This window comes from Streptomyces sp. NPDC057565 (assembly GCF_042801455.1).
GTDB lineage: Bacteria > Actinomycetota > Actinomycetes > Streptomycetales > Streptomycetaceae > Streptomyces > Streptomyces yanii.
The window spans coordinates 82,912-106,077 of sequence record NZ_JBHVFU010000026.1 but is presented as its reverse complement, the minus strand read 5'-3'; the positions used below and the strand labels follow the sequence as shown (position 1 = coordinate 106,077).

The window sequence follows — 23,166 nt, the reverse complement described above, 5'->3', positions numbered from 1 at the left end:
CTGGTGTCGAAGTGTTGCGTGGTGGTGGTCGGGGAGTCCAGCCGGGCTACCCGTCGGTGTGACTGTCTCGCTCACCGGTTCGGGAACGCGGGCGACCGGCCCGACCGCATGCGGTTGCCAGGCGGCTCGAGATTCGCGCGAGGCCCGCGATAACGCTCGGCATAGCGCGATTCGGCATCCGCCACAGCTGCAGCCGAAGCGTTGAGCGGGGGAACTTCAAGAGCGCGGCTTCGTTGCGCGGTGCGGTCGTGGCGGGCCGGACCGGCGGCTTCCGAAGCGGCAGGGACAACGGGCCTACCGCCGTGCGATCAAGCCGAGGAGCAGTGACCATGCCAGTGTGCACGCGCAACTTGCCCAGCGTCGACCGGAACCGGATGACAGTTGCCCCCTCCAGCCGACACGAACAACGCGATCACCGAATCTTCCGCGATGGGCGGAGCAGATGCGGCAGTGGTGCGCCTGTGCCGGGGGAAATGGTGAGCCGGTTCGAAGCGGCGCTTGACAACGATGTCCTCGCCCATACCTGTGCCGATCAGCGGGGTAAGACGCCGCGGTCTGACACCACTAACACTCATGAACCGTAGGCGCCGTGCGGGCGAGGACTGATACAGAGAGGTGTCCAAATGAAAGCGATCGTGGTGACGGACCAGGCCGCTGGAACGGCCGGGATGACGCTGACGGAGCGGCCCGAGCCGCAGCCGGCGATAAACGATGTCGTCGTTCAGATTCATGCGTCGGGATTCGTCCCGACCGAGATGGCGTGGCCCTCGACCTGGACCGATCGCCTCGACCGCGGCCGAACACCATCGATCCCCGGACATGAGCTGGCCGGAGTGGTCACCGCCCTCGGCTACGGCACGACGGGGCTCTCGGTGGGACAGCGCGTGTTCGGCATCACCGACTGGCATCGCGACGGCACCCTCGCCGAGTACGCGGCCGTCGAGGCACGCAACCTCGCGCCGCTGCCGGGCGACGTCGACTTCACCGTGGGCGCGAGCCTGCCGATCTCAGGCCTCACCGCGTGGCAGGGACTGTTCCAGCACGGCCACCTCCAGGCGGGACAGAGCGTCCTCGCGCACGGCGCGGCCGGCGCAGTCGGGACGATGGTGACGCAGCTCGCACGAGAGGCCGGCGCCTACGTCATCGGCACCGGACGTACCGCTGACCGTCACAAGGCACTCGACATCGGCGCAATGGAGTTCGTCGACCTCGACAACGACACCCTGGAAGACATCGGCGAAGTCGACCTGGTCTTCGACGTCATCGGCGGCGACATCCAGAAGCGATCCGCAGGCCTGATCCGGGCCGGAGGAACACTGGTAACCGTCGTTGGGCCGCCTGAGGCGCGGCCCGCCCACGGCCTGGCGATCGACTTCGTTGTCGAGTCCGATCGTGCCCAACTGGGTGAGATCGTCCAGCGGGTGCGGGACGGACGACTGCGCACGAACATCGGCAACGTCGCGACCCTCGACGATGCCGTCGCCGCCCTCAACCCGACCGAGCGACGCCAGGGGAAGACGATCATCCGCGTTCGTCCGTGAGGACTCGGGCGGCAGGCCCGGCGAACGAGGGCGGCGCCTCCACGGCGATCTGGGTGTCGTCACGGATCGCGTCCCAGGGAATGTGCGGGATCAGGCCCTCCGCGACGAGCCGGTAGTACGCCTGCCAGAGGGTGCAGCCGCCGACCTCGCCGTAGCTGGTGACGATGTCGGCGGCGCGATCAACGATGCGCGGCCACTGGAGTCATGGTGGCCCGCTTCCGATGGGTGGCCAGCGGAGCCCCGTCCACGGTGGCACCGGCGGTGCTGCAAGCATCCAGACTTCCGCCCTCGCGCGGCGGGATGCGCGGCCGGTCCGTACGGGCACCGGGCCGGATGCCAGCCAGCCTGCTTGAGGGGTGTCCCGAGACTGCCGTCGTGGCTGTGCGCGACGGTCGTCGCGCACAGCCATTCTCCTACTCCTCTGTGGCGGGTTGTTCAGCCTCGGTCTCCTCGGCCGCGGGGGGCGCGGGTTCTTCTGCTCCCGTCTCCGCCGCGTCGGGGGTCGGCTCTTCGCCCGGCGCCCCCTCCGTCTGGCCAGGTCGGCGTCAGATCCGCCAGGAGCGGATGCGGTCGGCCGCGTCGTACGCGTCGGTGCGGCCGGCGTCGATGTCGCGTGCGAGGTCGATCAGGGCGCCGTACGGCGGGTTGATGCCTTCACCAGTGGCGTCCATGTACGCCACGGCGATCGCCGCGCCGAACAAGGCGTTGCGAGCCGGGAGAGGTTGCAGCCGGATGATGGCGTGCATCAGCGCGGCCGCGCGCCAGGCGTTGTCGACGGTGACGCCGACCTGTGGAGTGTTGACGCGGTGGCGGGCGACGGCGGCCACCAGGTTGGAGAAGTCGTGGACCGAGGGCTGCTTGAGCAGGACCTCCGCCTGGCGCTCCAGGAGCCACCGGATGTCGATGTAGAGCTCCATGGTCAGGCGGCCCGCCGCGAGGCGTCCAGCCGGTCGGGGGCGTCATCGGGGAAGGCAGCGTCGAACGCGGCAGCGTTGTCCGTGATGAAGGCGCGGAAGACCTCCGCAGCGCCCTCCAGGCGGGGGTCGCGGACCGCGTTGCGTGCGGCTTCGGTGATGAGCGAGGTGACCGTGGTGCCTTCCGCCTCGGCGCGTGCCTGCAGTTGCGCGTGGAGCTCTTCGGGGACTCGGATCGTCACTGGTTTCGACATACTCCGAACGTACAGCAGGGCGTACAGCACCGATATCGGTTCGACGGAATTGAACCGATACGGATGCCCCTCTCAGAGCGCCCGGACCCAGCCGCCCGACGGCTCCGCCCCGATCGAGTGACTTCGCGGGTCGATGGTGGTCTGCTGAGTGTTGGTGACCTTGCCCGAGGGTGGCGGCTCGCTAGTGCCCCTCCCGGCAAGCTTTGCCCCGTCGCACCGCCCGGCACGCGCGCTCGACGGCGCTCCTCATGGGGCAAACATTGGCCGGTCAAGGCACTTGATCGGGGCTTCCGGGTCCGCCGAACCACGTCCCTGACAGGCGTGGTTCGGCGAACCCGGTCCTTATTGACCCTTGCCGATCGATCACGACGGTCGGGCCTGCCCGCCGTTCTCCTCCCCGTCGCTCTGGGCGTGGGGAAGCGCTGGCGGGCCGCCTGTGTCCGGCGTGGTTCTCTCCACCATCTCGGCGAGTCGCCTGCAGGCCTCTTCGATCTTCTCCTGGGTCTGGTTTCGCTCGGTGACGGCAGCGGAGAGCAGCAGCGCGGTCAGTGCGGCGGCGCCGTTGAATGCCTGCAGTGAGATCATGTTGGCGAGCAGGGTGTGACCGGCGAACGGGCCCGATCTGCGGGTGGCGGCGAAGATCGCAAAGGTGGATACGGCCAGCGCGCAGGGCGCGGCCCCGGCCCGCTGAAAGCGGAAGGCTGCCCAGGTCAGCAACGGGAAGGCGAGGAAGAGCAGCGGTGTCGGGGAGGTCTGGAGGAGCCCGATGCTGATGGTGGCTGCCCCAAGAAGCGATCCCTCCACCCATCGGGAGGGGGGCGCGTCCTTGGGCCAGCGCGCCGAGCGCAGGGCGAGCAGCGCTGGCGCGACCACCAGGACGCCCATCGCGTCGCCGGTCCACCAGACCCACCATGTCGGCCAGAACCCGCCGGGGAGTGCGCGAGTGAGATGCAGGGTGCCGCATCCCACGGTTGCGCTGATGAGCATGCTGATGAATGCGCCGAGGAAGACCAATGCGAGTGCGTCCCGCCAGCGGTTCATCCGGGTGCGGAACCCGGCTCGGTGAAGGAGCGCGTAGGAGCACAGGGGTGCGAGCGTGTCGCCCGTCGTGATCACAAGCACAGCAGTGATCGATGGCAGGTTCAGTGAGATGTTGATCAGAAACGCGCCGAGTGTGATCCCGGGCCAGGTGCGCGGGCCGATCAGGAGCAGGCCGGCCAAGGCGATGCCGCTCGCGGGCCACAGCGGTGTGACCTGGCCGCGCACGAGCTGCTGGAGCAGCCCCAGCTTGCCCGAGGCGTAATACAGCGCGGCAACGGCGCAGATCTGCAGGGCCGTCGTGCCACCGCGCCGGAGCCTGTCGCGGCTCGTAACCGTCATCGGGAAGTCTTCCCCTCGGCCTTGCTCCGTTGTCCATCGTCCGCCGATCCTGCCGGGTCCACCACACTGCCGCTCATCTGTGTGGCCTTTCACCATGCGCTCCACCGGGATGGCTGCGGGTGACCGTTCGGGGCGTGTCGTAACCCGACGGTTCCGCCCCAGTCGCATCGCTGCGGGTTTGTGCGGCTTCAGCGCGGGGTGCGCAGGGCGAGGATGGCCATGTCGTCGTGCGCATCGCTGGGGTGGTGGTCGGCCAGGGCCTGCACGAAGTCCTGCAGGGGCAGGGCCGCGTATGTGGTGGCAAGCTCGGCTAGTTCGTTCAGGCTCTCGTCGATGGGGTGATCGGGGTGTTCGACAAGGCCGTCGGTGAAGAAGACCACGGTGGTGTCCGGGGGCAGAGGGTGGGTGTGGTCGGGGCGAGGCTGCCGACTGTCGACGTTCAGTGGTAGTCCGGGCTCCGCGAACAGGTATTCCGCCCGGCCGCCAGGGGTGATCAGCAAAGGGGGGATGTGGCCCGCAGAGCTCCAGTGCAGCCTCCAGGCAGCCCCCGTGGGTTCGATGCGCGCCAGGCTGGTGGTGGTGACGGGGTTGTCGGTGATGGCCTCCAGGGTGCGATCGAGCTGGGCGAGGACCGCGCTGGGCGGAGTGCGCAGGGTGAACAGCAAAGCGCGCAGCATGTTGCGGGTGGAGGCCATGGCGGCGGCGGCATGCAGATCGTGACCGACCACGTCACCGATGACGACCGCCACCGCACCGTCCGGAAGCAGGACGGCGTCGTACCAGTCGCCGCCCACATGGTGGGGTTCGGCGGCAGGCCGGTAGACGGCGGCGGCGTCGAAGGGCCGCATGTCGGGCAGCGTCGGCAGCAAACGCCGCTGGAACAGTTCGGATCCGGCACGAATCTGTTCGAAGAGGCGGACGCTTTCAATCGCAATGCCAGCGGCGCTGGCAAGGGCGACGAGGATGCTCTCGTCGCGGACATCGAAGGGCTGTCCGTCGCGTCGCTCGGAGAGGTAGAGGTCGCCGTAGATTTCGCCGCGGACGCTGACGGCGACGCCCAGCAGGGTACGCATGGGCGGGTGGCCGGGCGGAAACCCGACCGAGGACGGATGGGAGGAGATGTCGCCCACCCGCAAGGGTTCGGGGTGGCGGATCAGGTGTCCGAGCACGCCCAGACCGCGAGGAAACCCCACCTCGGCCAACGCCGACCGTTCCTGCTCGGACAGGCCGACGACGATGAACTGCTCCAGGAACTCGCCGGACTCGTCAAGAACTCCCAGGGCCCCGTAGCGGGCGCCGACCAGGTCCATGGCGGTGGTCACGATCCGGTGCAGCACCGCGGGCAGCTCCACCTCCCGGGTGATGGCCACCACCGCCTCCAACAGGCCCTCAACCCGGTTCTTGGCAGCGGCAAGAGCGCGCAGCTGCTCATCGATCCGGCCCACCTCGGCGTCCAGACGCGCCAGCAGGTCAGGGCGGGGCGGCCGCTGCGCGCCTTCCCCCTCCTTGCCCGCCGCCATCACGATCGCCTGCGGGAGCGGTACTCGCGCTCGGTGGCCTTCAGCCGGTCGGTGCCGGTCCGGATCAGCGTGCCCTCGAAGGTGAGCCGGCCGGCGATCGGCACGCACAGACGAGGTTCGGTGAAGGTGTTGTCCCGCTCGCTGAACGGGGCGTTGGAGGCCACCGCGGTGGCCTTGCGCTCCTTTCGTTCGGTGAAGACCTGGAACAGCAGCCTGGCGCACTTCTTGTCCACGTTCAGGTAGCCGAACTCGTCCAGACACAACAGGTCGACCCTGCTGAAGCGGACGATCACACTGGACAGGCGCCGGGCGGCGTCGGCCTCGACAAGTTCGTCCGGGTTCTGCCGCTTGTCCCGGCGGATCCGCACATACAGCCACTCACGCGATCGGTGCACGCACAGTCTCCTGACACGACCGTGATCAACCCGCACAGAGTGGCGCGGCGAGACAGCCCAACCCGCCCATTACGCCGAAAGCGGCATGTCACATACCGTCATACACAGGCTTGCTCCAACCCCCGTTGCCGAAACCGCGGCTCCCTGGCTCTGTTCGCGAGAAGGGGGTTCTGACACAGAACTTGGGGAGTGGTTACTGAAGCTTCACCCGCGGCGGCCCCAAGCACCCCACCCACCAGGCGATCAAGGAGCTGGGCCGGGCGGTGCCTACGGCGTTCCTCTGTGACTACCTTGCCGACGTCGAACTGCGCCAGGAGAACCACGAGGGATTGCAGGTCGTGGAGAACTGAAACTCTGCGAACAAGGACCTCTTCCAGAGGAGAGCGTGTCGACGCCCAAGGGCCTCTGGAGGCCCGGCATGAAGGCAGCCAGCTCGGCGGCACCGTCGCGCCGACGCGGAATCGGTGAACCAGGGGGTAGCAGACAAGGGACTCTGAGGCGACGCCATGACCGCGTCATCCCGGGGCGTCCTGCATCCAGGGCCGATAAGAGCCCGACTCACACTCAATGACGGGTACTCAGTGCAGACCCGACGGGCACCGCTCACGTTCAAAAACCCAGCATAGATGTGATCAATGGCCAGAGCCGAGGGACACGGAAGCCCGTCACGGGTCTACGAGAGCGCGACACGGGACCAGTTGCACGCCGCTGACCATCGCGACGGATTCGCCGTGTACCGGTACGCCACACGTTCTCCGGACTCGGGCTGGGACCACCACACGCCGTGTTCGCCGGCCTGGACAACTACACATTCGCAATTCCCGGTGTGATCGCGGCGGTTCTGTGGTCCTTCCTCTACGTGCCTGGGATCAGCCCGCTGGTCGACCTCGGCAAGAGCACGGGCGTCGACGTCGACTTCCTGTCCGCCGACGTGATCCTGTTCTCGATCGGCAACGTCGTCACCTGGTCCTGGACGGGGTACAACATGCTGATCCTCTACACGTCGCTACGGTCCGTCCCCCAGGAGCTACGGATCTTCTTCACCATCGCACTGCGGTTGATGTCTCCCGCATTGGTCACCATCTTCCTCTTCCAGTTCGTCGAGATCTGGAACAACTTCTTCCTGCCGCTGATGATGCTCGCGGACGACCTGCTCTGGCCGCTCACGCTGGGGCTCTACTTCTGGAACAGCCAGCTCCGAGACCAACCCTGGTACGACATCGTGGTCACGGGCTCGCTGATATCAGTGGTCCCCCTCATCATCGCCTTTCTCACTCTTCACTCGAACTACGCGCCTCGATGATCTGGCTCGAAGACCTCTTACGAGCAACCGATTGATCACGGCATCACACAGGCCCTAGCTAGGATGAAGTCATGTCAGACCCACCGGCGCGCCCGCGCATCATGAAAGGTGCCGGGGGCCGGATGCTGGCCACGGTCGAGCTCGACCGCGGTAGCGCCCTGCCGCTGCACCTGCAGCTGTATCGGCATCTGCGGGGACTCATCCTCGACGGCACCCTGCCGCCGGAAACCCGATTGCCCTCGACGCGGACACTCGTCGCCGAACTCGGCGTCTCGCGGCTGACCGTGGTCACCGCGTTCGAGCAGCTCACGGCCGAGGGGTTCCTGCGTGCACGCCAGGGGGACGGCACGTATGTGGACGCACGCTGGACGGCCGCGCTGGCACCGGCGCCTGTTGCGCGCCCGCAGCTGTCCGAACGCGGCGCAGCGACGTCGGCACGCGGTGCCAGCCTGTTCAGCGAGGCGCCTCACTCGTGGGATCCGAAAGACACCGAGTCGTTCGTCCCCAGCCAGGTCGCGGCATCCGCGTTCCCTGCCGGCGTGTGGCGGCGGCTGCTGGCGCGGCACGCGGCGCGCACCGACGCAGCCGCCATCGGGTACGGCGACCCGCACGGGTACGAGCCACTGCGCCAGGCGATCGCCGACTACCTCAACGACGTGCGGGGCCTCGGCTGCGGCGCCGAGCAGATCGTGGTGACCTCCGGTGCCCAACAGGCCTTCAATGTCCTCGCGGTGCTGCTGCTCGACCCCGCCGACACGGTGCTCGTCGAAGACCCCGGCCACATCTCCGGAAGGCTCGCGTTCCAGTCGCAGGGATGCCGCGTCCAGGGTGTGCCGGTCGACGACGCCGGCGCGGTGGCGGCAGGGGGCGACCCATCGGCACGCCTCGCCTACCTCACGCCGTCCCGGCAGCATCCCCTGGGCACGGTCATGAGTCCGGCGCGGCGCGGGGAGTGGATCGCGTGGGCGCAGGCGCACGGGAGTTGGATCGTCGAGGACGATTGCGACAGCGAGCTTCGCTATCACGGCACGCTGCTGCCCCCGCTGTTCGGACTCGACCAAGCGCGACACGTCATCTACGTCGGCACATTCAGCAAGGTGCTGGCGCCGTCGCTGCGACTGGGCTACGTCGTGCTGCCCCACGACCTCGTCGAGCCGTTCACGTCGGCCTGCTCGGTGATCGGTCGCACCCCCGCGACCGTGATGCAGGCGGCGCTCGCCGACTTCCTCGCCGAAGGGCACCTGCACACCCACCTCCGGCGCACGCGCCGACTGTACGCCGCCCGCCAGGACGCCCTGCTCGAACAGCTCGACACGCAGCTTGCGCACCGGCTGACGGCGAGGCCGGTCGCCGCCGGGCTCCACGTGATGGGGTGGCTCGAGGCATCCGTCAACGACATCGACTGCGCACGCGGCCTCGCCCGGCAGGGCGTCTTCACGTATCCCCTGGGTGAGTATCGCGTGCAGCGCCGGCTGCCGCCCGCACTGCTGATCGGGTTCGCGGGCACCGCAGCCGAGCACATGGCGCGTGCCGTAGCGCGGATGGCAGAGGCGTTCGAACGGCTCGAACCCGGCGGAGCTGCCGAGGCTTAGCTCGAGAGGTGGGCCCGCCGAATTGGTCCGCAGAACTGGGCTGTCAATGGCTCTAATGCACCGTCCATTGCGTTGATAGGAAGAAGGGGCGGCGGCGACGCACGGTCGCGGCCCGCTTTCTATGGAGACAACGATGCCCCACCTCGATGCGCGGTTCCGAGCGCTCCTGAGTCCGAACCTCACCGCAGCCGAGATCGGACAGATCCCCGACCTGACGGCCGAGCGCGCACGGGTGCTGATCGACCGGATCGACCGGGTCCGGCTCTTCGGTCACGCGTACGCCCTGCTCACCAACCTCACCTACGGCGCCTACGGCCCCGACGACGTCCTCGACTTCGCCCGGGAGCACGATCTGGCCGGCGTCTGCATCCACGTCCTCGACGGCGAGGAGCGCAGCCTGAGCCGAATGAACGACGACCGGCTTCGGGCCTTCGCCGCCCGTGCCCGCGGCTACGGCCTGGCCTTGCACCTCGAGATCAGCACGACCGAGCGTGAACCCGTGGACGAGGCCGTCCGGATCGCCGGCATCCTCGGCGTCCAGCACATTCGCGTCTACTCCCGTTACGAAGGGCAGCTGTCGCAGGTGCTGTCGCGCATCGAGGACGACCTGCGCCGCCTCGGCGACCTCGCCGACATCCACGGCCTGCACTTCTCGTTCGAGCAGCACGAAGAACTGCGCTCCGGCGAGATCGCTCAGCTGCTGCGCACCGTCGGCCACCCCCGCCTGCACGTGATGTTCGACTTCGGCAACATGATCAACGCGTGCGAGCGGCCGATGGACGCCCTGGCCCAGCTGGCCCCGCATATCCTGCAAGCGCACCTGAAGGGTGTGCACGTCCTTCCTGAGGGCGACGGGTTCGGTCACCGCGGCGTGCTGCAGGGCAGCCCGGAGGACGACCTGCCGGGGGCGCGGATGTTGTTCGACCTGCTCATGCTCGGCGACGACGAGCCGCAGGTCATCACCTTCGCGCTCGAACAGGAGAACCTGTACTACGCGCCAGCCTTCCGCCATCACAGCGAAGGCGACGACCCGTTCATCCCCTACCGGGAACTGAGCACCACGGGCCTTCCCGAAGGATGGACGCTGCACGACCTGCTCGCCACCGAGCCCGGCTGGGCCGTCGACCAGGTCGTCCACGTGCGCGGGCTGCTCGTCCGGATGCGCGAACTCGCCGCGGCTCGCCTGGCCGCCGCCGACTCCCCGGCAGGTGCGCGATGACGAACACCATGATGAAGACCGCGCCGGCCAAGACCGGGTTCGACAAGGCCAAATGGGCGCGCTTCGCGGTCCTCGTGATGGCGGGCGGCACCATCTACAAGCTCGCCAACATCAAGGACGTCTTCTACGTCCCGATGCAGCAGCAGATGGGGCTGAGCAACACCGAGATCGGTGCGCTGCTGAGCGTGAACTCGATCGTCGCGACAGCACTGTTCGTGGTCGGAGGGTACCTGGCTGACCGGTTCTCGACCCGCATCCTGATTCCGCTCGGACTGATCGGCGCGGGCGGGCTCGGGCTCTATATGAGCACGTTCCCCGGGTACGGGCAGCTGGTGCCGATCTTCGCGATGCTGGCCGTCTGCACCGACTGCCTGGTCTGGCCGGCACTGCTCAAGAGCATCCGGCGCCTGGGTGGGCCGGAAGAACAGGGGCGGCTGTTCGGCTTCCTCGAGGGCGGTCGCGGCGTGGTCGACACACTGGTTGCCTTCTCGGCCCTCGGCGTCTTCGCCCTGCTCGGCTCGGGCGCCGCCGGCTTCCGTGCCGCGATCGCCTTCTACGCGCTGATTGACATCGCCGTCGGGGTGCTCCTGTTCTTCCTGCTGCGTGACCAGGGCCCAGAGTCCGTCGTGGATACGGCGCCGAAGAAGGGCGTCGGCCTCAGCGAGGTCCTGCATGCCGTCCGGCTGCCGCAGCTGTGGTGGGTCAGTGCAACCGTGTTCATGGCGTACGTCGTGTACTGCGGTCTGACCTACTTCATCCCCTACCTCACGTACGTGTACGGACTGCCGGCCGCACTCGCCGGCGCCTACGGCATCATCAACCAGTACGGCCTCAAGATCATTGGCGGCCCGCTCGGCGGCGTACTCGTCGACAAGGTCTTCAAGGGGGCCAGCAGGTACCTCCGTCTCGCGTTCGTGTGCCTGATCCCCATCGCAGCGATCATTCTGCTGCTGCCGACCGGTGAGCAGAACCAGATCCCCGCGATGGCCGCCTGCCTGCTGTTCTCACTGATCATCTTCACGATGCGCGGTGTGTTCTGGGCGCCCATGGACGAGGTCGGCGTCCCCAACCAGGTCAGCGGCACCGCGTTCGGCATCGCCTGCCTCCTCGGTTACGCCCCCGGGATGTTCGCCTTCCTCGTGTACGGCGCGATCCTCGATGCCAACCCGGGTGCGGCGGGGTACCACCTGGTGTTCATCCTGATGGCCGCACTCGCACTGGTGGGTGCGGGAGTCGCAACCGGCCTGGCACGTGTGGCTCGCGCGCAACGTACCGCCGCCGTGCGGGAGGGCTGAGCCCGCTCCGCGCGGGGGCGACATAGTCGCTCGTCGCACCGGTCGGCCCCATACACCAGACTGTGCTTACGTTCGGTGAGTACACGGATGTGCAGCGGGTGGGGCTCGGGTTCGTCTGCCTGGGCATCACCCTGGTCGTACGCTGCTGATCCGGCGGTTCGTGCCCGTCCTGGCGCGACTGCACCTGCCCGTGAGGCGTCATCGCCGACTTCCTCATCCTCCTGCTGGGCGCCGCAGGTGCTCGGGCTCACCGGCTGGAGCCTCGTCCCCGCCCAGGCGGTCGACATCATGTCGCGGCTGCCCGGTCTCATGATCAACGTGCTGTTCGCGAGGATCATGATCGGCAAGGCTGCCGTCGGTCAAGCAGATCTGGAACGACGCGGCGCCGCACGTGATCCGCGGCGCGTGTTCTCGTTCGGGCAGTTCGCGCTGGGCGCGTTCGGGCGCGGTCTCCGTGCTGAAAAAGATCCGCGTCCGCGGGCCGGTCGCCCGGCCCCGCACACGGCCGGGCGCGGTCGCCGCTGACAAGACATCCCACGCTGACAAGCGTCAAGCTACGGCGGTAGCTGCCGCGGACGGTCGTTGCCGAGTGAGCCGGAACTCGAGCATCGCCGCAAAGCGTTCGTCGGGATCATTCAGGTTCAGTTGCGCGATTTCTGCCGCTCGGCGAAGGCGGTATCGGAATGTGTTGGGGTGTACATCCATGGCGGCAGATGCGTTCAGGGTGTTGCCGAGGTGGTCGAGCCATTGGGCCACGGTTTCCGCCATCGTGGTTCCGTGTTCTCGATCGTGGTGATGCAGCCGGGCAATGGGGCCGTCCAGCAGTCCGCCCTCGTTGTGCAGTTGGTCACCGATCTCCAGCAAGAGTGCGTTGAGTTGGACGTCGGCGAACAACGCGACTCGGCCGGCTGGTTCCTGGCGCAGGACACGTAGGGTTCTGTCCGCATCGTGCCGCGAGCGAGCGAGGTCGGCCGGATCGGACGACGAGCCGTCGCGACCGATGCCGATCGCCGCTCCTCCAGGTCTGTCCCGTGCACGGTCGAGGAAATCGTTCGAAACCCGCTGGGCCATGGCCGTGAGGTCTTCTTTTCCTTTCCGGATCGGCGCCGGCACGATCGCATAACACACGTCGCCGACCAATGCGGCAACCGAGCCGGGTGCCGCGACCGACAGGTGAAATGCGAAGGAGTCGGTGATCCGTTCCAAGGTCTGCCGTCGCGTTTGCCCAGAGACGGCAGTGTCGGCCGAGTTCCCATTCGGAAGGGACAGGCCGAGCACTGCCACGGTCCGGTGCGCCAGTCCAAGACGCTCGATCGCGCCCGAAGCCGGGGCGCCTCCCGTCAATGCGGTTGCGATGAGGTCCGCGCGAACCTGCCGGTCGATGTCTACACCGATACGGTGCCGCAGCAGCTGCAGCGCAACGACTTTCGCGGCATCGACGAGTACTTGCTCCTTCTCGTCGCTCAGGGGCCCAGGGACAGCCGCCCAGATCGAGCCGAGCACTTGGTCACCTGCTCGTACGGCTATCGCCACGCGCGGAAGACCTGGCACTCCTTCGATCTGCGGTGTGTCGATGAAGATCGGTTTCTCGCCGGCGTAGAGCCGTTTGAAGACGCCCGCTCGTTCCTGCGCGAGGCGGGTGTGCTGGGGGACGCCACGTCCGAGAATCGTCTCGATCCGTGTTTGATCAGCCTCGTTCTGGCGATCGGAGAACGCCAGAATCTGTGAGTCGCGATCTTCGATGGTGATCGGCGCGTCGAGCAGTGATCCGATCGCGTTGGCCAGGGCGAACGAGTCTTCCGCGGGCATTCCGGCCAGCAGTTCCTCGCCGCTCGCACTGCTGGAGAGCAGCGAGCGGAGCAGGACGACCAGCTGTGCCCACGTTGCTCCGCCGGCGAGGCCGAGCAGGGCCACACCGCTGCGTTCGATGCGAGCACGCAGCTCCGGGTCGAGATCCAGCGGCGCACGTACCACGAGGGCGGGCGCCTGGCGTGTGACCGCACGGTCGAGCAAGGCCGGCAGATCTTGGACGTCGGCGGCGGTACACAGAAGCATGGCCCCGGGGCGAACCGGTACCTGTTCCCGCGGATCGTCGACGACGACGTCGGTGATCAACGTCGTTCCGTCGACGGTCCCCGCAAGAACCTCCAGCAGGGTGCCGGCGAGGTTGCTCACGACGTTGTCGAGCCTGGCTCCAGGGCTGGTCATGATCGGCACCCTTCGTTCGCTTCCTGCTGCGCCCAACGGTACGTCGTTCGTGAATCCGCACCACACCTCGGTCGTGATTGGTGCGGCCGCACGATGCACGTCGTGGTGATGCACAGCACGCTGGTGCGCACCAACGCCCCACCCCGAAAGCAGGCAGTGTTTACATGTTCGCGACACCATCCACCACCGGTGCATCCGACGACGCGCGGTGCGCTGCCTCCGCATCATCCATGTCGTCATGGGCGGAAAGCCTTGCTGAGCTCGGGTTCGAACTTCCGTCGACGGCCACTCCGATCGGCGCCTACGTTCCGGCGGTGCGGACCGGTGATCTGGTCTACACCTCTGGCCAGTTGCCGTTGGTGCGGGGATCGATCGAACGACCGGGAAAGGTCGGCCGCGAGGTTTCGGTGACGGACGCGTCGAAGGCAGCGGAAATCTGCACTCTGAATGCACTTGCTGCGATCGATGCCCTCGTCGGCCTCGACTCGGTCGTACGGGTCGTGAAGGTGACCGGGTTCGTCGCTTCCGCCGACGACTTCGCCGGCCAGCCCGACGTCGTCAACGGCGCCTCGAATCTGCTCGCGAGCGTTTTCGGCGATGCCGGCACACATGCGCGCTCGGCTGTCGGCGTCGCCGAACTGCCACTGAACGCCCCCGTCGAAGTCGAACTCATCGTCGAGGTCGCCTGACCCCCGACACCCAGCCGGACCCGACCGAGCGACGCCCGTCACGGTCTGTCACTCCTGTCCTCGCCGACCCAAAACGCCCATGTCCGAACACTGACCTCGAACAAGGACACATCATGACAGTCGACAGCTCCCCCGAAGGGGCGAACGAGGACGGCCTCGCGCAAGGACTCAACAAACGACACATCCGCATGATCGCGATCGGTGGCGCCATCGGAGTCGGGCTCTTCCTCGGATCCGGGAAAGGCATCGCCTACGCCGGGCCGGCCGTGATCGGCGTCTACGCGGTCACCGGCGTGTTCATCTTCATCATCATGCGTGCCCTCGGCGAGTTGCTGATGTACCGGCCCGTCGCGGGGAGCTTCGCCGAGTATGCGCGCGAGTTCCTGGGCCCTGCATACGGTTTCGTCACCGGCTGGGGTTACTGGCTCACCTGGACCATCATCGGGATGGCCGAGCTCACCGCAGCCGGGGTCTTCGTCAAGTTCTGGTTCCCGTCGATGCCGCAATACCTCACGGCACTGATCGCACTGCTCGCACTCGTCGGATTGAACCTGGCCAAGGTCGGATTCTTCGGGGAGGCCGAATTCTGGTTCGCATCGATCAAGGTCGTCACCATCCTTGCCCTGATCGGTGGCGGCATCTTCGCGCTGGTCTTCAACGTCGGCAAAGCCGGCCAGGCAGGCGGGATCGAGAACCTCTGGAATCACGGAGGCATCGCCCCGCACGGGCTGCTCGCGGTCCTTCTGGCCTTCCAGATCGTGGTCTTCTCCTACCAGGGCGTCGAACTCATCGGCATGACCGCAGCCGAGACCAAGGACCGGGAGTCCGTGATACCGAAGGCGATCAACTCCGTGCCCTGGCGTATCGGGATCTTCTACGTCGGCACCCTGATCGTGCTGATGTCACTGTTCCCCTGGGATCAGTTCAGCGCGGACGAGAGCCCCTTCGTCAAGAGCTTCTCGCACATAGGTCTTCCCGCGGCCGCCGGCGTCATGAACTTCGTCGTCCTCGCCTCCGCTCTGTCGGCGTGCAGCGCCGGGCTGTACAGCAACGGACGCCTGCTCAAGAAGCTCGCCGAGGACGGGCTCGCACCCAAGGTGTTCGAGAAGACCAGCCGTGGTCACGTGCCTGCGGCCGCCATCATCGCCTCCGGCACTCTGATGCTCGTCGGCGTCGCGGTCAACGCGATCGTCCCGGAGAAGGCGTTCTCGTACATCTCGTCGGTCGCCACCCTCGGAGGAATCTGGAGCTGGGGTGTCATCGTCGTCTGCCACCTCGTCTACCGGCGTCGCGTCGAACGCGGTGAGGCACCCGCGAGTACGTTCCGGCTCCCTTACGCCAAGGCCCTGTGCTGGGCCACCCTCGCCTTCCTCGCAGCTCTGACGATTCTCCTCGCGTTCGACGAGGGCCAGCGCATCGCCTTGTACGCCCTGCCGGTCTGGGCAGCGGTTCTCATCGGCGGCTACCGGATGTCGTCGCGAAACGCCGCCCGCAAGGAGCACATCCCGGCCCGGGCACCGAGCGCGCTGTGAGCCCTGAGTCCATCCACTTGCGCTGACGCCCTGCCGAGCAGCCACCTGAAGGAACCATCGTGATTCCCGCCGCATACCCCCAGCTGCGTCTCGACGCCGCCGCCCTCGATCACAACATCCGCGTCATGGCCGACTGGTGCAAGACCCATGACGTCGCGCTTGCTCCCCACGTCAAGACGACAATGTCCGCTCCCATCATCGAACGACAGATCGCGGCCGGCGCCGTCGGCGTCACCGTTGCCACCGTCGACCAGGTCGCGACCGTGCTCGGCTGGGGACACAACACCGTCCTCGTCGCGAACCAGATCGTCGATCCATTCGGACTGGCGCGACTTCGGGCCTGGCTCGCCGCCGAGCCGGAACGGAAAATCCGGTGCTTCGTCGACTCCGCAGCCGGGATCGCCGCAGCGAATCAGGTGTTCGGCGCGCACGGCCCCGTTCTCGAGGTGCTTTTGGACATCGGCACCCCGGGTGGCCGCACCGGTATCCGCGACCCGGAGCAGGCCCGCCACACAGCGGAGCTCGTCCGAGCGGCTCCCGGACTCCGGCTCGTGGGAGTCGCCGGGTACGAAGGCGTCGCCCCGAACACAAGGACCGACGAAACGCTTGCGGCCGTGGACGAACACTGCCGCCGGGTCCGCGACGTCTACCTCGACGTCGCCGGACTCTTCGAGACCGACCGCCCCGTGTACTCGATGGGCGGATCGGCCTTTCCTGACCGTGTCGTCGACTTCCTCCCGACGGACGACGACGTTCCGGGCACAATCCGGTTGCTCAGGTCCGGTTGCTATGTCACCCACGATCACGGCGTCTACGCCCGCGTGAGCCCGATTCCCGGCCTCGTCCCAGCCCTGGCCGTGCGCGCGGTCGTCGTGTCCGCCGCCGAGGACGGCACCGCCGTGGTCGGAGCCGGGAAGCGCGACCTTCCCTACGACACCGAGACGCCGATCCTTCTGTCCGCCAGCACGGCGGCCGGACAGAAAAAGTCCGATGTCCGCGGACGTGTGCGCGCACTGTACGACCACCACACCGTGCTCTCCGACGCATGGAATCTTGAGGTGACGGATGTCGTCGAGTTCGGGATCTCGCACCCGTGCTCGGCATTTGACCGGTGGCCCGATTACCTCATCACCGACGACCACGGTGATGTGATCGACGTCTGGCGCACCGACTTCCACCGATCGTCGATCGCCACAGCGCTCAGCGAGTCGGCAAGAAGAACAGAGGCAGGTCATGCGCGGTGATCAACCGCTTGAAGCGGATACGCGGTCCGCTCGATCACCGCCCGCGCGCATCGCCACCAGCTGTCCCCGACGCTCCCCTCTGGCACCGGGGGCGTACCCACCTCGCCTGGAGATTGCTCAGCCTCTCCGCTTCGGTTGAGGCTGGTCCGAGGTGTGCTGGTCGCGCCGGACGCGAGGAGGCTGCGCAGGGCGCGAAGCTGATCGATCTGCAGCACGCGTTGAACATCGCGGAGAACCCGGGGACGCGGCTGTGCACGCTGTGCGGCTGCGCCGCCGAGCTGCCGCCGATGCTGAGCGGCTTCGATCACATCGCCAACTCCTGATCCGCCATGGTCGGGCCCGTGGTCAGGGTGTGTCGCCGGAGCAGTAGGAGCGGCAGCGCACACCAAGGCCGGGATCGCCCGAGGACAGGCCGTGCAGGGAGAGCAGTGGCAGGACCTCGCTGACCTTCGGCGACTTGCGGCACCAGGGTGGCAGGATCGCCGGGGAGAACCGCTTCCGCTTGCTCGTGGCCTCGTCGACACGCTTGTCGTTCACCCACGGGGCGCGGACCTCGACCGGGCCGACCCCAGTGGTCACGGTCCGGGGGCGGTGGCCGTTGCGCACGACCAGGCGGCGGCCCCCGTTTGGTCCGATCAGCGACCAACTCGCCTATGTACTGGTCGACTTCCGCTTCCATCGCGGCGGCGAGCATCCGCCTCGCACCGAGCCGGTGGACGTGGAGCCTTCTTCGCTGCCTACGCTGAGCACGGGCGAGCCTTCCCAACCCGCGGGCCAACGCCTACTCGATGACCATCAGTCGATCACTCGGGAAGGTACGCCTGCGCGTCCAACCCGAGAGCCGATCCACAGGTCTTGAGCATGGGCTACCTCACGGGTGAGGTAGCCCATGCTCTGCTCGCCCTTGGCGGACGTTCAGCGGTTCAATGCGCCGTTGCTGATGGCCTTGTGACCACTCTCCCAATCGTGCGGCAGGCCGTCTGCGTTCTGCGCGTTGAAGTTGGTGGAGTCCACCCGAAAAGGCAGCAGGAACCCCCGGTCGGGTCGGGAGAGTGCGGGCTGACGGAACACGCTGTCGCCGTTCGGGAACGTCAGCGCCTGGCGGTCGTCGAAGCCGCGTACGCCGTTCGACGTGCCGCAGCAGTGGTCGAAACTGCGGTTCTCCCGCATCAGGATCACGACGTGGCGGATGTCGTCCACAGCGTCACTTCCTTTCCGCTGACGTGACGAGGGAGCCGAGCAGGGCCAGGTCGGCCCGCTCCAGGGATTCGAGGACTGTCCGGTTGGCCGCGGGCCGGATCGGTACGGTGGAGGGCACGGCGAGCACCGCGCACCCGGCAGCCTCGGCGGAGGCCACACCCGTGGGCGTGTCCTCGACGACCACGCACGCGTGCGGATCGACGCCCAGAGCGGCGGCTGCGGCCAGGTACGGGTCAGGCGCCGGCTTGGTGCGGAGGGTGTCCTCGACTGCGAAGGTCAGCGTGAACCGGTCCTCCCCCAGCGCCGTTCGCACGAGGTCGACGACATGGCGCGGCGAGGCGGAGACGATCGCTGCGGGCACGCGAGCCGTGGTCAGCTCGTCCAGCAGGCGCAGTGCGCCCGGACGCGGGACGAGATCGCTGGCGACCCGGGCGGCGAACTCGGCATCCAGTTCGTTGGCGAGCGCGCCGGGGTCGCAGGCCGCCGGAGCACCAGTGCGGTGCAGGTGGGCAGCAGTGTAGGCAGCCGGGCGGCCCAGTACATGGGGGGTGTCCGTGTCGGTCAGTGGCCGCCCGATCCGGTTGGCGACCTGTTCCACCGCAGCCCTCCACAGCCGCTCGGTGTCGACGAGCGTGCCGTCCATGTCGAACAGGACGGCAGCGGGAAGTGCGGGCGCGGCGATGCGGTGCTCCAAGGTGCGTTTCTCCATCAGGGGGTCAAGAGCGGAAGCAGACGGCGCTCCGCGTTCAGTAAAGGGTTCGTCAGCTGGGTCGATGACAACTGACGGCGTCTGGTGGTGGGGCATCGGTCTCGGCCGTCAGCTCCCCCCGCCGCCGCTTGCGCGGCGGCGGTCCACCAGCACGGGCCGTTCCGGCAGCGTCAGCGTCACCGCCGCACCGACCGGGAGCGTGGTCATGGCGTGCGTGGGCACGTCGGCCGACACCTCGGCGCCGTTGGCCAGCCGCACGGTCAACCGCGAGGCCGCGCCCAGGAACGCCGCGCCCATGATCCGCGACGTACCGTTCTTGTCCGCCGTGACCTCGACTGCCTCCGGCCGTACCAGTACGTCCACCTCACCGGTGCCACCGGCGGCCTCGGTGCCGAGCAGCCTCCCGTTGACCGGCAGCCTGCGGCCGAGCACGTGCACGGTCTTGTCATCCGCTCCGGTCCGGGCGGGGATCCGGCTCATCACTCCCACGAACTCGGCAACGAACGCGGTCGTGGGGCATTCGTACAGCTCCGCCGGGGGCGCGCACTGCTCCAGTCGCCCGGCACGCATCACTGCGACCCGGTCGGCCATGGAGAGGGCTTCCTCCTGATCGTGTGTCACGAAAAGGGTCGTGATGCCCAGCTTCTGCTGAAGGCGGCGGATCTCCTCGCGCAGCGTCAGCCGTACCTGTGCGTCGAGCGCCGACAGCGGCTCGTCGAGCAGCAGCACGCGTGGCTGCAGTGCCAGAGCCCGCGCCAGCGCGATCCGCTGCTGCTGGCCTCCGGACAGTTGATGCGGATAGTGGCCGGCATGGTGCTGCAGTCCGACCAGCTCGAGGAGTTCGGCGGCGCGAACCCGCCGCTCGCTTTTGCGGATGCCACTCATCCGCAGCCCGAAGGCGACGTTGTCGAGGGCGGTCAGATGCGGAAAGAGGCTGTAGGACTGGAACACCATGCCCGCGTCGCGTCGGTGCGCGGGAACACCCGTGATGTCCTCGCCGTCCACGAGCACCTCGCCCGAGTCGGGCCGCTCGAATCCGGCGAGGGTCCGCAGCGCGGTGGTCTTGCCGCAGCCGGACGGGCCGAGCAGCGCCACGAGTTCACCCGGTTCGACTGTCAGGTCCAGGCCGTCCAGCGCGGTCGTGGCGCCGAAGGAGCGGCGCAGCCCGCGGAACTCGACGGTGGCACCGGTCCGTGCCGGGCTGATGGTTTTGAGATCGCTTACCAGGTCGGTCATGAGGTCTCCTTGGGATGGCGAGCGCGTCCGGCGGTGGCGACGATCAACAGCAGCACCCAGGTGACGAGCAGGCCCATCACCGACACGGCCACCGACATCTGCGCCTGCGAGCCGCTGATGGCGAGGATCCACACGGCGAATGGCTGGTAGCCGAGAATCGCGGCGACGGTGTACTCACCGAGTACCAGCGCCAGGGTCAGGAACGCCGTGTTGAGCAGCGCCCCGCGTAGGTTGGGCAGCACCACCTGCAGGAGGGTGCGCGGCCAAGGCGCTCTGCAGGCCCGGGCGGCCTCGACAAGTATCCGCAGGTCGATGGCTGCGATCCCGGCGTCGAGTGTGCGGTACGCCAGCGGCAATGCCATCAGCGTGTACGCGAGCACCAGGACGAAGGGGAAGTTCTGATCCTGGATGGCTACCAGGGCCTGGAAGATCGGGGTGCCTGCGAAGTAGTCCGGTCCCCAGCGCAGTACCGCGCTGATTCCGGCGACAAGGGCGACAGCGGGTACGACCAACGGCAGCATGCACACGATCTCGACGAGTGTGCGCAGGCGCGGTGCGGCCAGTCGTACGGTGACCAGGGCAGGCACGAGCAGCCCCAGCACGAGCACGATGGTGGCGGCGGCCAGTTTCAGAGTCAGCGCCAGACTGTCGGTGAAGCCGCTGGCGCCGAGGATTCCGGTGTAGGCCCGGAAGTCGATGCTCTGGCCCGGAGTGCCGGCGCCGATGCTGAAGGCGACGGCGCAGGCAAGCGGAACAAGGAAGTACGCACCGGTGAGCAGCAACACGAAGGCGCGCCCATATCGGAGTTTACTCAGGCTAGCCATCGTGCGCTCCTTCGCTGCAGCGGCAGCTGGATGGCCATGACGAGCCCCGCCACCAGCACCATGTCGACTCCGAGCGCGAGCGCGACATTGCCCTGGCCGACCAGGACGTTGCCGGACAACGCGTCCGCGATCTGCATGGTGACCAGCGGTACCGAACTGCCGACCATCGCGGCGGCAGTCGCATAGGCGCTGAACGCGCTACCGAACAGCAATACGTAGCCGCCGAGGAGCGGTGGCGTGAGGATGGGCAGCGCGACATGTATCCAGTACTGGAAGGCGTTCGCACCGTTGTTGCGGGCGGCCTCCCCCCACTGTCGCCGCAGCCCCTCGAGAGCCGGGGTGAGCGTGAGCACCATGAGCGGAATCAGGAAGTAAAGGTAGACCAAGGTCAGGCCCCAGAAGCCGTACAAGCTCCAGCCATGGCTGAACAAGTGGAAGCGGCGCGTCAGCACGCCGGCATTACCGAGCGTCGCGACGAAGGCGAACGCGAGCGGCACACCGCCGAAGTTCGCCAGCACGCCCGACGCTGCCAGCACCGCCTTGCGCAGGGCGCGGAACCGCGAGGTCACGATCACGTGGGCGATCGGCAGGCCGACGACGGTGGCGATCAACGCGGAAACGGCGGAGAGCTTGACACTTCCGAGCAGCGCGGTCAGGTAGGCGCCGTGCAGCGAGGCGCTCATGTTCGCGCCGGTGAGGTGGGCCCCGCCCGGCGCGGTATCGGGCGTGGTGAACGCGCCGAACACCATCGTCCCGAAAGCCAGGCCGAACACCACGACAGCGAATACGAGCAGCGGCACGACACCGAGCCAACCCGCCAGGCGCGGAAGCCGTCGCCGCCGGGCGGCCCCGAGGCCGGCACTGTGGCCGGCGGAACGGGTCCGGCTGTCACCGCCGGCCGCCGCATGGATGGCACTCATCCGGCGACCGCCTGGCCCCAGCCCTGGGCAATGTCCTGCTGGGCCTTGCTGATCTGGCCCTCGGCCGGGAAGGCGTCCACACCGGTGTCGGGTACCGGCGGGAGTTTGGCCGCGGAGGCCGTGTCGAGAGTCCCAGCCTGCTTCATCGAGGGCATCAGCACCGGGCGGGAGTAGCCCTTGAGCCACAGGTTCTGACCCTCGGGGCTGTACAGGAACTCCTGCCACAGGCGGGCCGCGGCCGGGTGCGGTGCCCACTTCACGATCGCCTGCGAGTAGTAATTGGCATAGACGCCGTCCACCGGAATGCTGACCTTCCAGTCGACGCCCTTGCCGCGGAGCTGGTCCGCATAGCCGGCGTTGAGGTAGTCCCAGGTGATGCTGATCGGTGTCTCGCCCTTCTGAATGGTTGCAGGGCTCGACTCGACAGGGTTGAAGTTGCCTGCCTTCTTCAGGCGGGCGAAGAAGTCCAGGCCGGGCTTGACGTTGTCGTAGGACCCCTTGCTGGCGAGTGCCGAGGCGTACACGGCGCCGAAGGCCGAGGCGGACTTCGTCGGGTTGCCGGTCAGGGCGACCTGGCCCTTGTACTGCGGATCGAGCAGCTCGGCGAAGGTCTTCGGACACTTCTTGACGCGAGCCGCGTCGCAACCGATGGAGACGTAGCCGCCAAAATCGTTGTACCAGCGGGCCTGGGGGTCTTTCTGCGTCTTCGGAATCTGGTCGAACGCACTGACCTGGTACGGCGCCAGGAGGTTCTGCTCGGCCGCGCTCATGGCGAAGGCGCTGCCCACGTCGATGACGTCCGGAGAGCGGTCCTGGCCCTTGCGGGAGGTGACCGCGCTGATCTCGTCCTGGCTGGAACCGTCGGGGTTCTCGACCTCGACCTTGATCCCGTACTTCTTCTCGAAGGTGTCGATGATCTCGCCATAGTTGGCCCAGTCGCGAGGAAGGGCGATGGCGTTCAACTTGCCCTCCTTCTTTGCGGCTGAGACAAGGGCGTCCATGCCGCCGAAGTCCTTGGCCGAGGCCGCGGTCGCGGCCTTGCTGCTGCCATCGGCCCCAGCGCTGCTGGACGAGCTGCAGGCACTGAGCCCAACCGCGGCCATGACGACGGAGCAGGCGAGGCTCACCGTGCGAACGTGCAGTTTCACAAGGTTCTCCAGGTGGAGTGAAGTTGGCTGTACAACTTGGGCC

22 protein-coding genes and 2 pseudogenes are annotated in these 23,166 nt (G+C 67.6%); 11 read left to right on the top strand and 13 right to left on the bottom strand.

The genetic code is table 11. The features are described from left to right. The first annotated feature begins 623 nt into the window (after nt 1–623). The gene (locus ACFU8W_RS32475; RefSeq protein ID WP_384044760.1) at nt 624–1,541 is read left to right on the top strand and encodes an NADP-dependent oxidoreductase; all 918 of its coding nucleotides are present in this window, start codon (nt 624–626) and stop codon (nt 1,539–1,541) included. 545 nt (nt 1,542–2,086) lie between these two features. Here ACFU8W_RS32475 and ACFU8W_RS32470 read toward each other — a convergent pair. From ACFU8W_RS32470 to ACFU8W_RS32450, 5 genes are all read right to left on the bottom strand, one after another. Beyond that, nucleotides 2,087–2,458 (bottom strand): toxin Doc, encoded by a 372-nt coding sequence (locus ACFU8W_RS32470; protein WP_384044757.1) that lies wholly within the window; start codon nt 2,456–2,458, stop codon nt 2,087–2,089. Nucleotides 2,459–2,460: 2 nt separating this feature from the next. Continuing rightward, a complete protein-coding gene (locus ACFU8W_RS32465) occupies nt 2,461–2,709 on the bottom strand; it encodes a YlcI/YnfO family protein (protein ID WP_345516223.1) in 249 nt (82 codons plus the stop codon). A gap of 363 nt (nt 2,710–3,072) precedes the next feature. Beyond that, a complete protein-coding gene (locus ACFU8W_RS32460) occupies nt 3,073–4,089 on the bottom strand; it encodes an MASE1 domain-containing protein (RefSeq protein WP_384044751.1) in 1,017 nt (338 codons plus the stop codon). A gap of 188 nt (nt 4,090–4,277) precedes the next feature. Next, a complete protein-coding gene (locus tag ACFU8W_RS32455; RefSeq protein WP_384044748.1) occupies nt 4,278–5,609 on the bottom strand; it encodes a PP2C family protein-serine/threonine phosphatase in 1,332 nt (443 codons plus the stop codon). Then, complete coding sequence (locus ACFU8W_RS32450; RefSeq protein ID WP_384044745.1) at nt 5,609–6,004, bottom strand: ATP-binding protein; 396 nt, start codon at nt 6,002–6,004, stop codon at nt 5,609–5,611. Before ACFU8W_RS32450 ends, ACFU8W_RS32455 begins: the two co-directional genes overlap by 1 nt. Before the next feature lie 215 nt (nt 6,005–6,219). On the opposite strand from ACFU8W_RS32450, the pseudogene ACFU8W_RS32445 reads away from it, so the two are divergent. The 6 genes and pseudogenes from ACFU8W_RS32445 to ACFU8W_RS32420 all read left to right on the top strand — a co-directional run. After that, nucleotides 6,220–6,354, top strand: a pseudogene (locus ACFU8W_RS32445) (Tn3 family transposase); the annotation flags it as partial. Nucleotides 6,355–6,788: 434 nt separating this feature from the next. Continuing rightward, nucleotides 6,789–7,307, top strand: coding sequence for a hypothetical protein (locus tag ACFU8W_RS32440; RefSeq protein WP_384044742.1), 519 nt, complete (start codon nt 6,789–6,791; stop codon nt 7,305–7,307). A gap of 71 nt (nt 7,308–7,378) precedes the next feature. Further along, nucleotides 7,379–8,899 (top strand): PLP-dependent aminotransferase family protein, encoded by a 1,521-nt coding sequence (locus ACFU8W_RS32435; protein ID WP_384044739.1) that lies wholly within the window; start codon nt 7,379–7,381, stop codon nt 8,897–8,899. Between the two features lie 133 nt (nt 8,900–9,032). Further along, nucleotides 9,033–10,118, top strand: a complete 1,086-nt coding sequence (locus ACFU8W_RS32430; RefSeq protein WP_384044736.1) for a sugar phosphate isomerase/epimerase family protein — start codon at nt 9,033–9,035, stop codon at nt 10,116–10,118. Further along, entirely contained in the window at nt 10,115–11,413 is a 1,299-nt protein-coding gene (locus ACFU8W_RS32425; RefSeq protein ID WP_384044733.1) for an MFS transporter, read from the top strand. The genes ACFU8W_RS32430 and ACFU8W_RS32425 overlap by 4 nt, the downstream gene beginning before the upstream one ends. A 237-nt stretch (nt 11,414–11,650) precedes the next feature. Next, nucleotides 11,651–11,938, top strand: coding sequence for a hypothetical protein (locus ACFU8W_RS32420; RefSeq protein WP_384044730.1), 288 nt, complete (start codon nt 11,651–11,653; stop codon nt 11,936–11,938). A 24-nt stretch (nt 11,939–11,962) separates the two neighbouring features. On the opposite strand, the gene ACFU8W_RS32415 is transcribed toward ACFU8W_RS32420, so the two are convergent. Further along, nucleotides 11,963–13,621, bottom strand: a complete 1,659-nt coding sequence (locus ACFU8W_RS32415) for a PucR family transcriptional regulator (protein ID WP_384044727.1) — start codon at nt 13,619–13,621, stop codon at nt 11,963–11,965. A 230-nt stretch (nt 13,622–13,851) separates the two neighbouring features. Here ACFU8W_RS32415 and ACFU8W_RS32410 point away from each other — a divergent pair, with 230 nt between their 5' ends. From ACFU8W_RS32410 to ACFU8W_RS32395, 4 genes are all read left to right on the top strand, one after another. Next, nucleotides 13,852–14,310 carry a RidA family protein gene (locus tag ACFU8W_RS32410; RefSeq protein WP_384044781.1) on the top strand — a complete coding sequence of 153 codons (459 nt, stop codon included), beginning with the start codon at nt 13,852–13,854 and terminating at the stop codon, nt 14,308–14,310. A 113-nt stretch (nt 14,311–14,423) separates the two neighbouring features. Beyond that, entirely contained in the window at nt 14,424–15,842 is a 1,419-nt protein-coding gene (locus ACFU8W_RS32405; protein WP_384044724.1) for an amino acid permease, read from the top strand. A gap of 59 nt (nt 15,843–15,901) precedes the next feature. Then, nucleotides 15,902–17,086 (top strand): alanine racemase, encoded by a 1,185-nt coding sequence (locus tag ACFU8W_RS32400; protein ID WP_384044721.1) that lies wholly within the window; start codon nt 15,902–15,904, stop codon nt 17,084–17,086. Nucleotides 17,087–17,199: 113 nt separating this feature from the next. Continuing rightward, the gene (locus tag ACFU8W_RS32395; RefSeq protein ID WP_384044718.1) at nt 17,200–17,409 is read left to right on the top strand and encodes a hypothetical protein; all 210 of its coding nucleotides are present in this window, start codon (nt 17,200–17,202) and stop codon (nt 17,407–17,409) included. A 67-nt stretch (nt 17,410–17,476) separates the two neighbouring features. On the opposite strand, the pseudogene ACFU8W_RS32390 reads toward ACFU8W_RS32395, so the two are convergent. The 7 genes and pseudogenes from ACFU8W_RS32390 to ACFU8W_RS32360 all read right to left on the bottom strand — a co-directional run. Next, nucleotides 17,477–17,780: pseudogene (locus tag ACFU8W_RS32390) on the bottom strand (transposase); the annotation flags it as partial. Nucleotides 17,781–18,001: 221 nt separating this feature from the next. Next, nucleotides 18,002–18,286: an alkaline phosphatase family protein gene (locus ACFU8W_RS32385; protein ID WP_384044715.1), complete on the bottom strand. Its 285-nt coding sequence runs from the start codon at nt 18,284–18,286 to the stop codon at nt 18,002–18,004. A 4-nt stretch (nt 18,287–18,290) separates the two neighbouring features. Then, nucleotides 18,291–18,995 carry an HAD family hydrolase gene (locus ACFU8W_RS32380; RefSeq protein WP_384044712.1) on the bottom strand — a complete coding sequence of 235 codons (705 nt, stop codon included), beginning with the start codon at nt 18,993–18,995 and terminating at the stop codon, nt 18,291–18,293. Nucleotides 18,996–19,103: 108 nt separating this feature from the next. Beyond that, nucleotides 19,104–20,231, bottom strand: a complete 1,128-nt coding sequence (locus tag ACFU8W_RS32375) for an ABC transporter ATP-binding protein (protein WP_384044709.1) — start codon at nt 20,229–20,231, stop codon at nt 19,104–19,106. Next, nucleotides 20,228–21,055 (bottom strand): ABC transporter permease, encoded by an 828-nt coding sequence (locus tag ACFU8W_RS32370; RefSeq protein WP_384044706.1) that lies wholly within the window; start codon nt 21,053–21,055, stop codon nt 20,228–20,230. Before ACFU8W_RS32370 ends, ACFU8W_RS32375 begins: the two co-directional genes overlap by 4 nt. Beyond that, complete coding sequence (locus tag ACFU8W_RS32365; protein WP_384044702.1) at nt 21,043–21,975, bottom strand: ABC transporter permease; 933 nt, start codon at nt 21,973–21,975, stop codon at nt 21,043–21,045. The genes ACFU8W_RS32370 and ACFU8W_RS32365 overlap by 13 nt, the downstream gene beginning before the upstream one ends. Then, on the bottom strand, nt 21,972–23,078 hold the full coding sequence (locus ACFU8W_RS32360; protein ID WP_384044778.1) for an ABC transporter substrate-binding protein: 1,107 nt from the start codon (nt 23,076–23,078) through the stop codon (nt 21,972–21,974). The genes ACFU8W_RS32365 and ACFU8W_RS32360 overlap by 4 nt, the downstream gene beginning before the upstream one ends. Between the last annotated feature and the right edge of the window lie 88 nt (nt 23,079–23,166).

What these genes read in the sequence shown, in the direction of transcription:
- ACFU8W_RS32475 (WP_384044760.1), top strand. Translation starts at nt 624, where the DNA reads ATGAAAGCGATCGTGGTGACGGACCAGGCCGCTGGAACGGCCGGGATG.
- ACFU8W_RS32470 (WP_384044757.1), bottom strand. Translation starts at nt 2,458, where the DNA reads ATGGAGCTCTACATCGACATCCGGTGGCTCCTGGAGCGCCAGGCGGAG.
- ACFU8W_RS32465 (WP_345516223.1), bottom strand. Translation starts at nt 2,709, where the DNA reads ATGTCGAAACCAGTGACGATCCGAGTCCCCGAAGAGCTCCACGCGCAA.
- ACFU8W_RS32460 (WP_384044751.1), bottom strand. Translation starts at nt 4,089, where the DNA reads ATGACGGTTACGAGCCGCGACAGGCTCCGGCGCGGTGGCACGACGGCC.
- ACFU8W_RS32455 (WP_384044748.1), bottom strand. Translation starts at nt 5,609, where the DNA reads ATGGCGGCGGGCAAGGAGGGGGAAGGCGCGCAGCGGCCGCCCCGCCCT.
- ACFU8W_RS32435 (WP_384044739.1), top strand. Translation starts at nt 7,379, where the DNA reads ATGTCAGACCCACCGGCGCGCCCGCGCATCATGAAAGGTGCCGGGGGC.
- ACFU8W_RS32430 (WP_384044736.1), top strand. Translation starts at nt 9,033, where the DNA reads ATGCCCCACCTCGATGCGCGGTTCCGAGCGCTCCTGAGTCCGAACCTC.
- ACFU8W_RS32425 (WP_384044733.1), top strand. Translation starts at nt 10,115, where the DNA reads ATGACGAACACCATGATGAAGACCGCGCCGGCCAAGACCGGGTTCGAC.
- ACFU8W_RS32415 (WP_384044727.1), bottom strand. Translation starts at nt 13,621, where the DNA reads ATGACCAGCCCTGGAGCCAGGCTCGACAACGTCGTGAGCAACCTCGCC.
- ACFU8W_RS32410 (WP_384044781.1), top strand. Translation starts at nt 13,852, where the DNA reads ATGTCGTCATGGGCGGAAAGCCTTGCTGAGCTCGGGTTCGAACTTCCG.
- ACFU8W_RS32405 (WP_384044724.1), top strand. Translation starts at nt 14,424, where the DNA reads ATGACAGTCGACAGCTCCCCCGAAGGGGCGAACGAGGACGGCCTCGCG.
- ACFU8W_RS32380 (WP_384044712.1), bottom strand. Translation starts at nt 18,995, where the DNA reads ATGGAGAAACGCACCTTGGAGCACCGCATCGCCGCGCCCGCACTTCCC.
- ACFU8W_RS32375 (WP_384044709.1), bottom strand. Translation starts at nt 20,231, where the DNA reads ATGACCGACCTGGTAAGCGATCTCAAAACCATCAGCCCGGCACGGACC.
- ACFU8W_RS32370 (WP_384044706.1), bottom strand. Translation starts at nt 21,055, where the DNA reads ATGGCTAGCCTGAGTAAACTCCGATATGGGCGCGCCTTCGTGTTGCTG.
- ACFU8W_RS32365 (WP_384044702.1), bottom strand. Translation starts at nt 21,975, where the DNA reads ATGAGTGCCATCCATGCGGCGGCCGGCGGTGACAGCCGGACCCGTTCC.
- ACFU8W_RS32360 (WP_384044778.1), bottom strand. Translation starts at nt 23,078, where the DNA reads ATGGCCGCGGTTGGGCTCAGTGCCTGCAGCTCGTCCAGCAGCGCTGGG.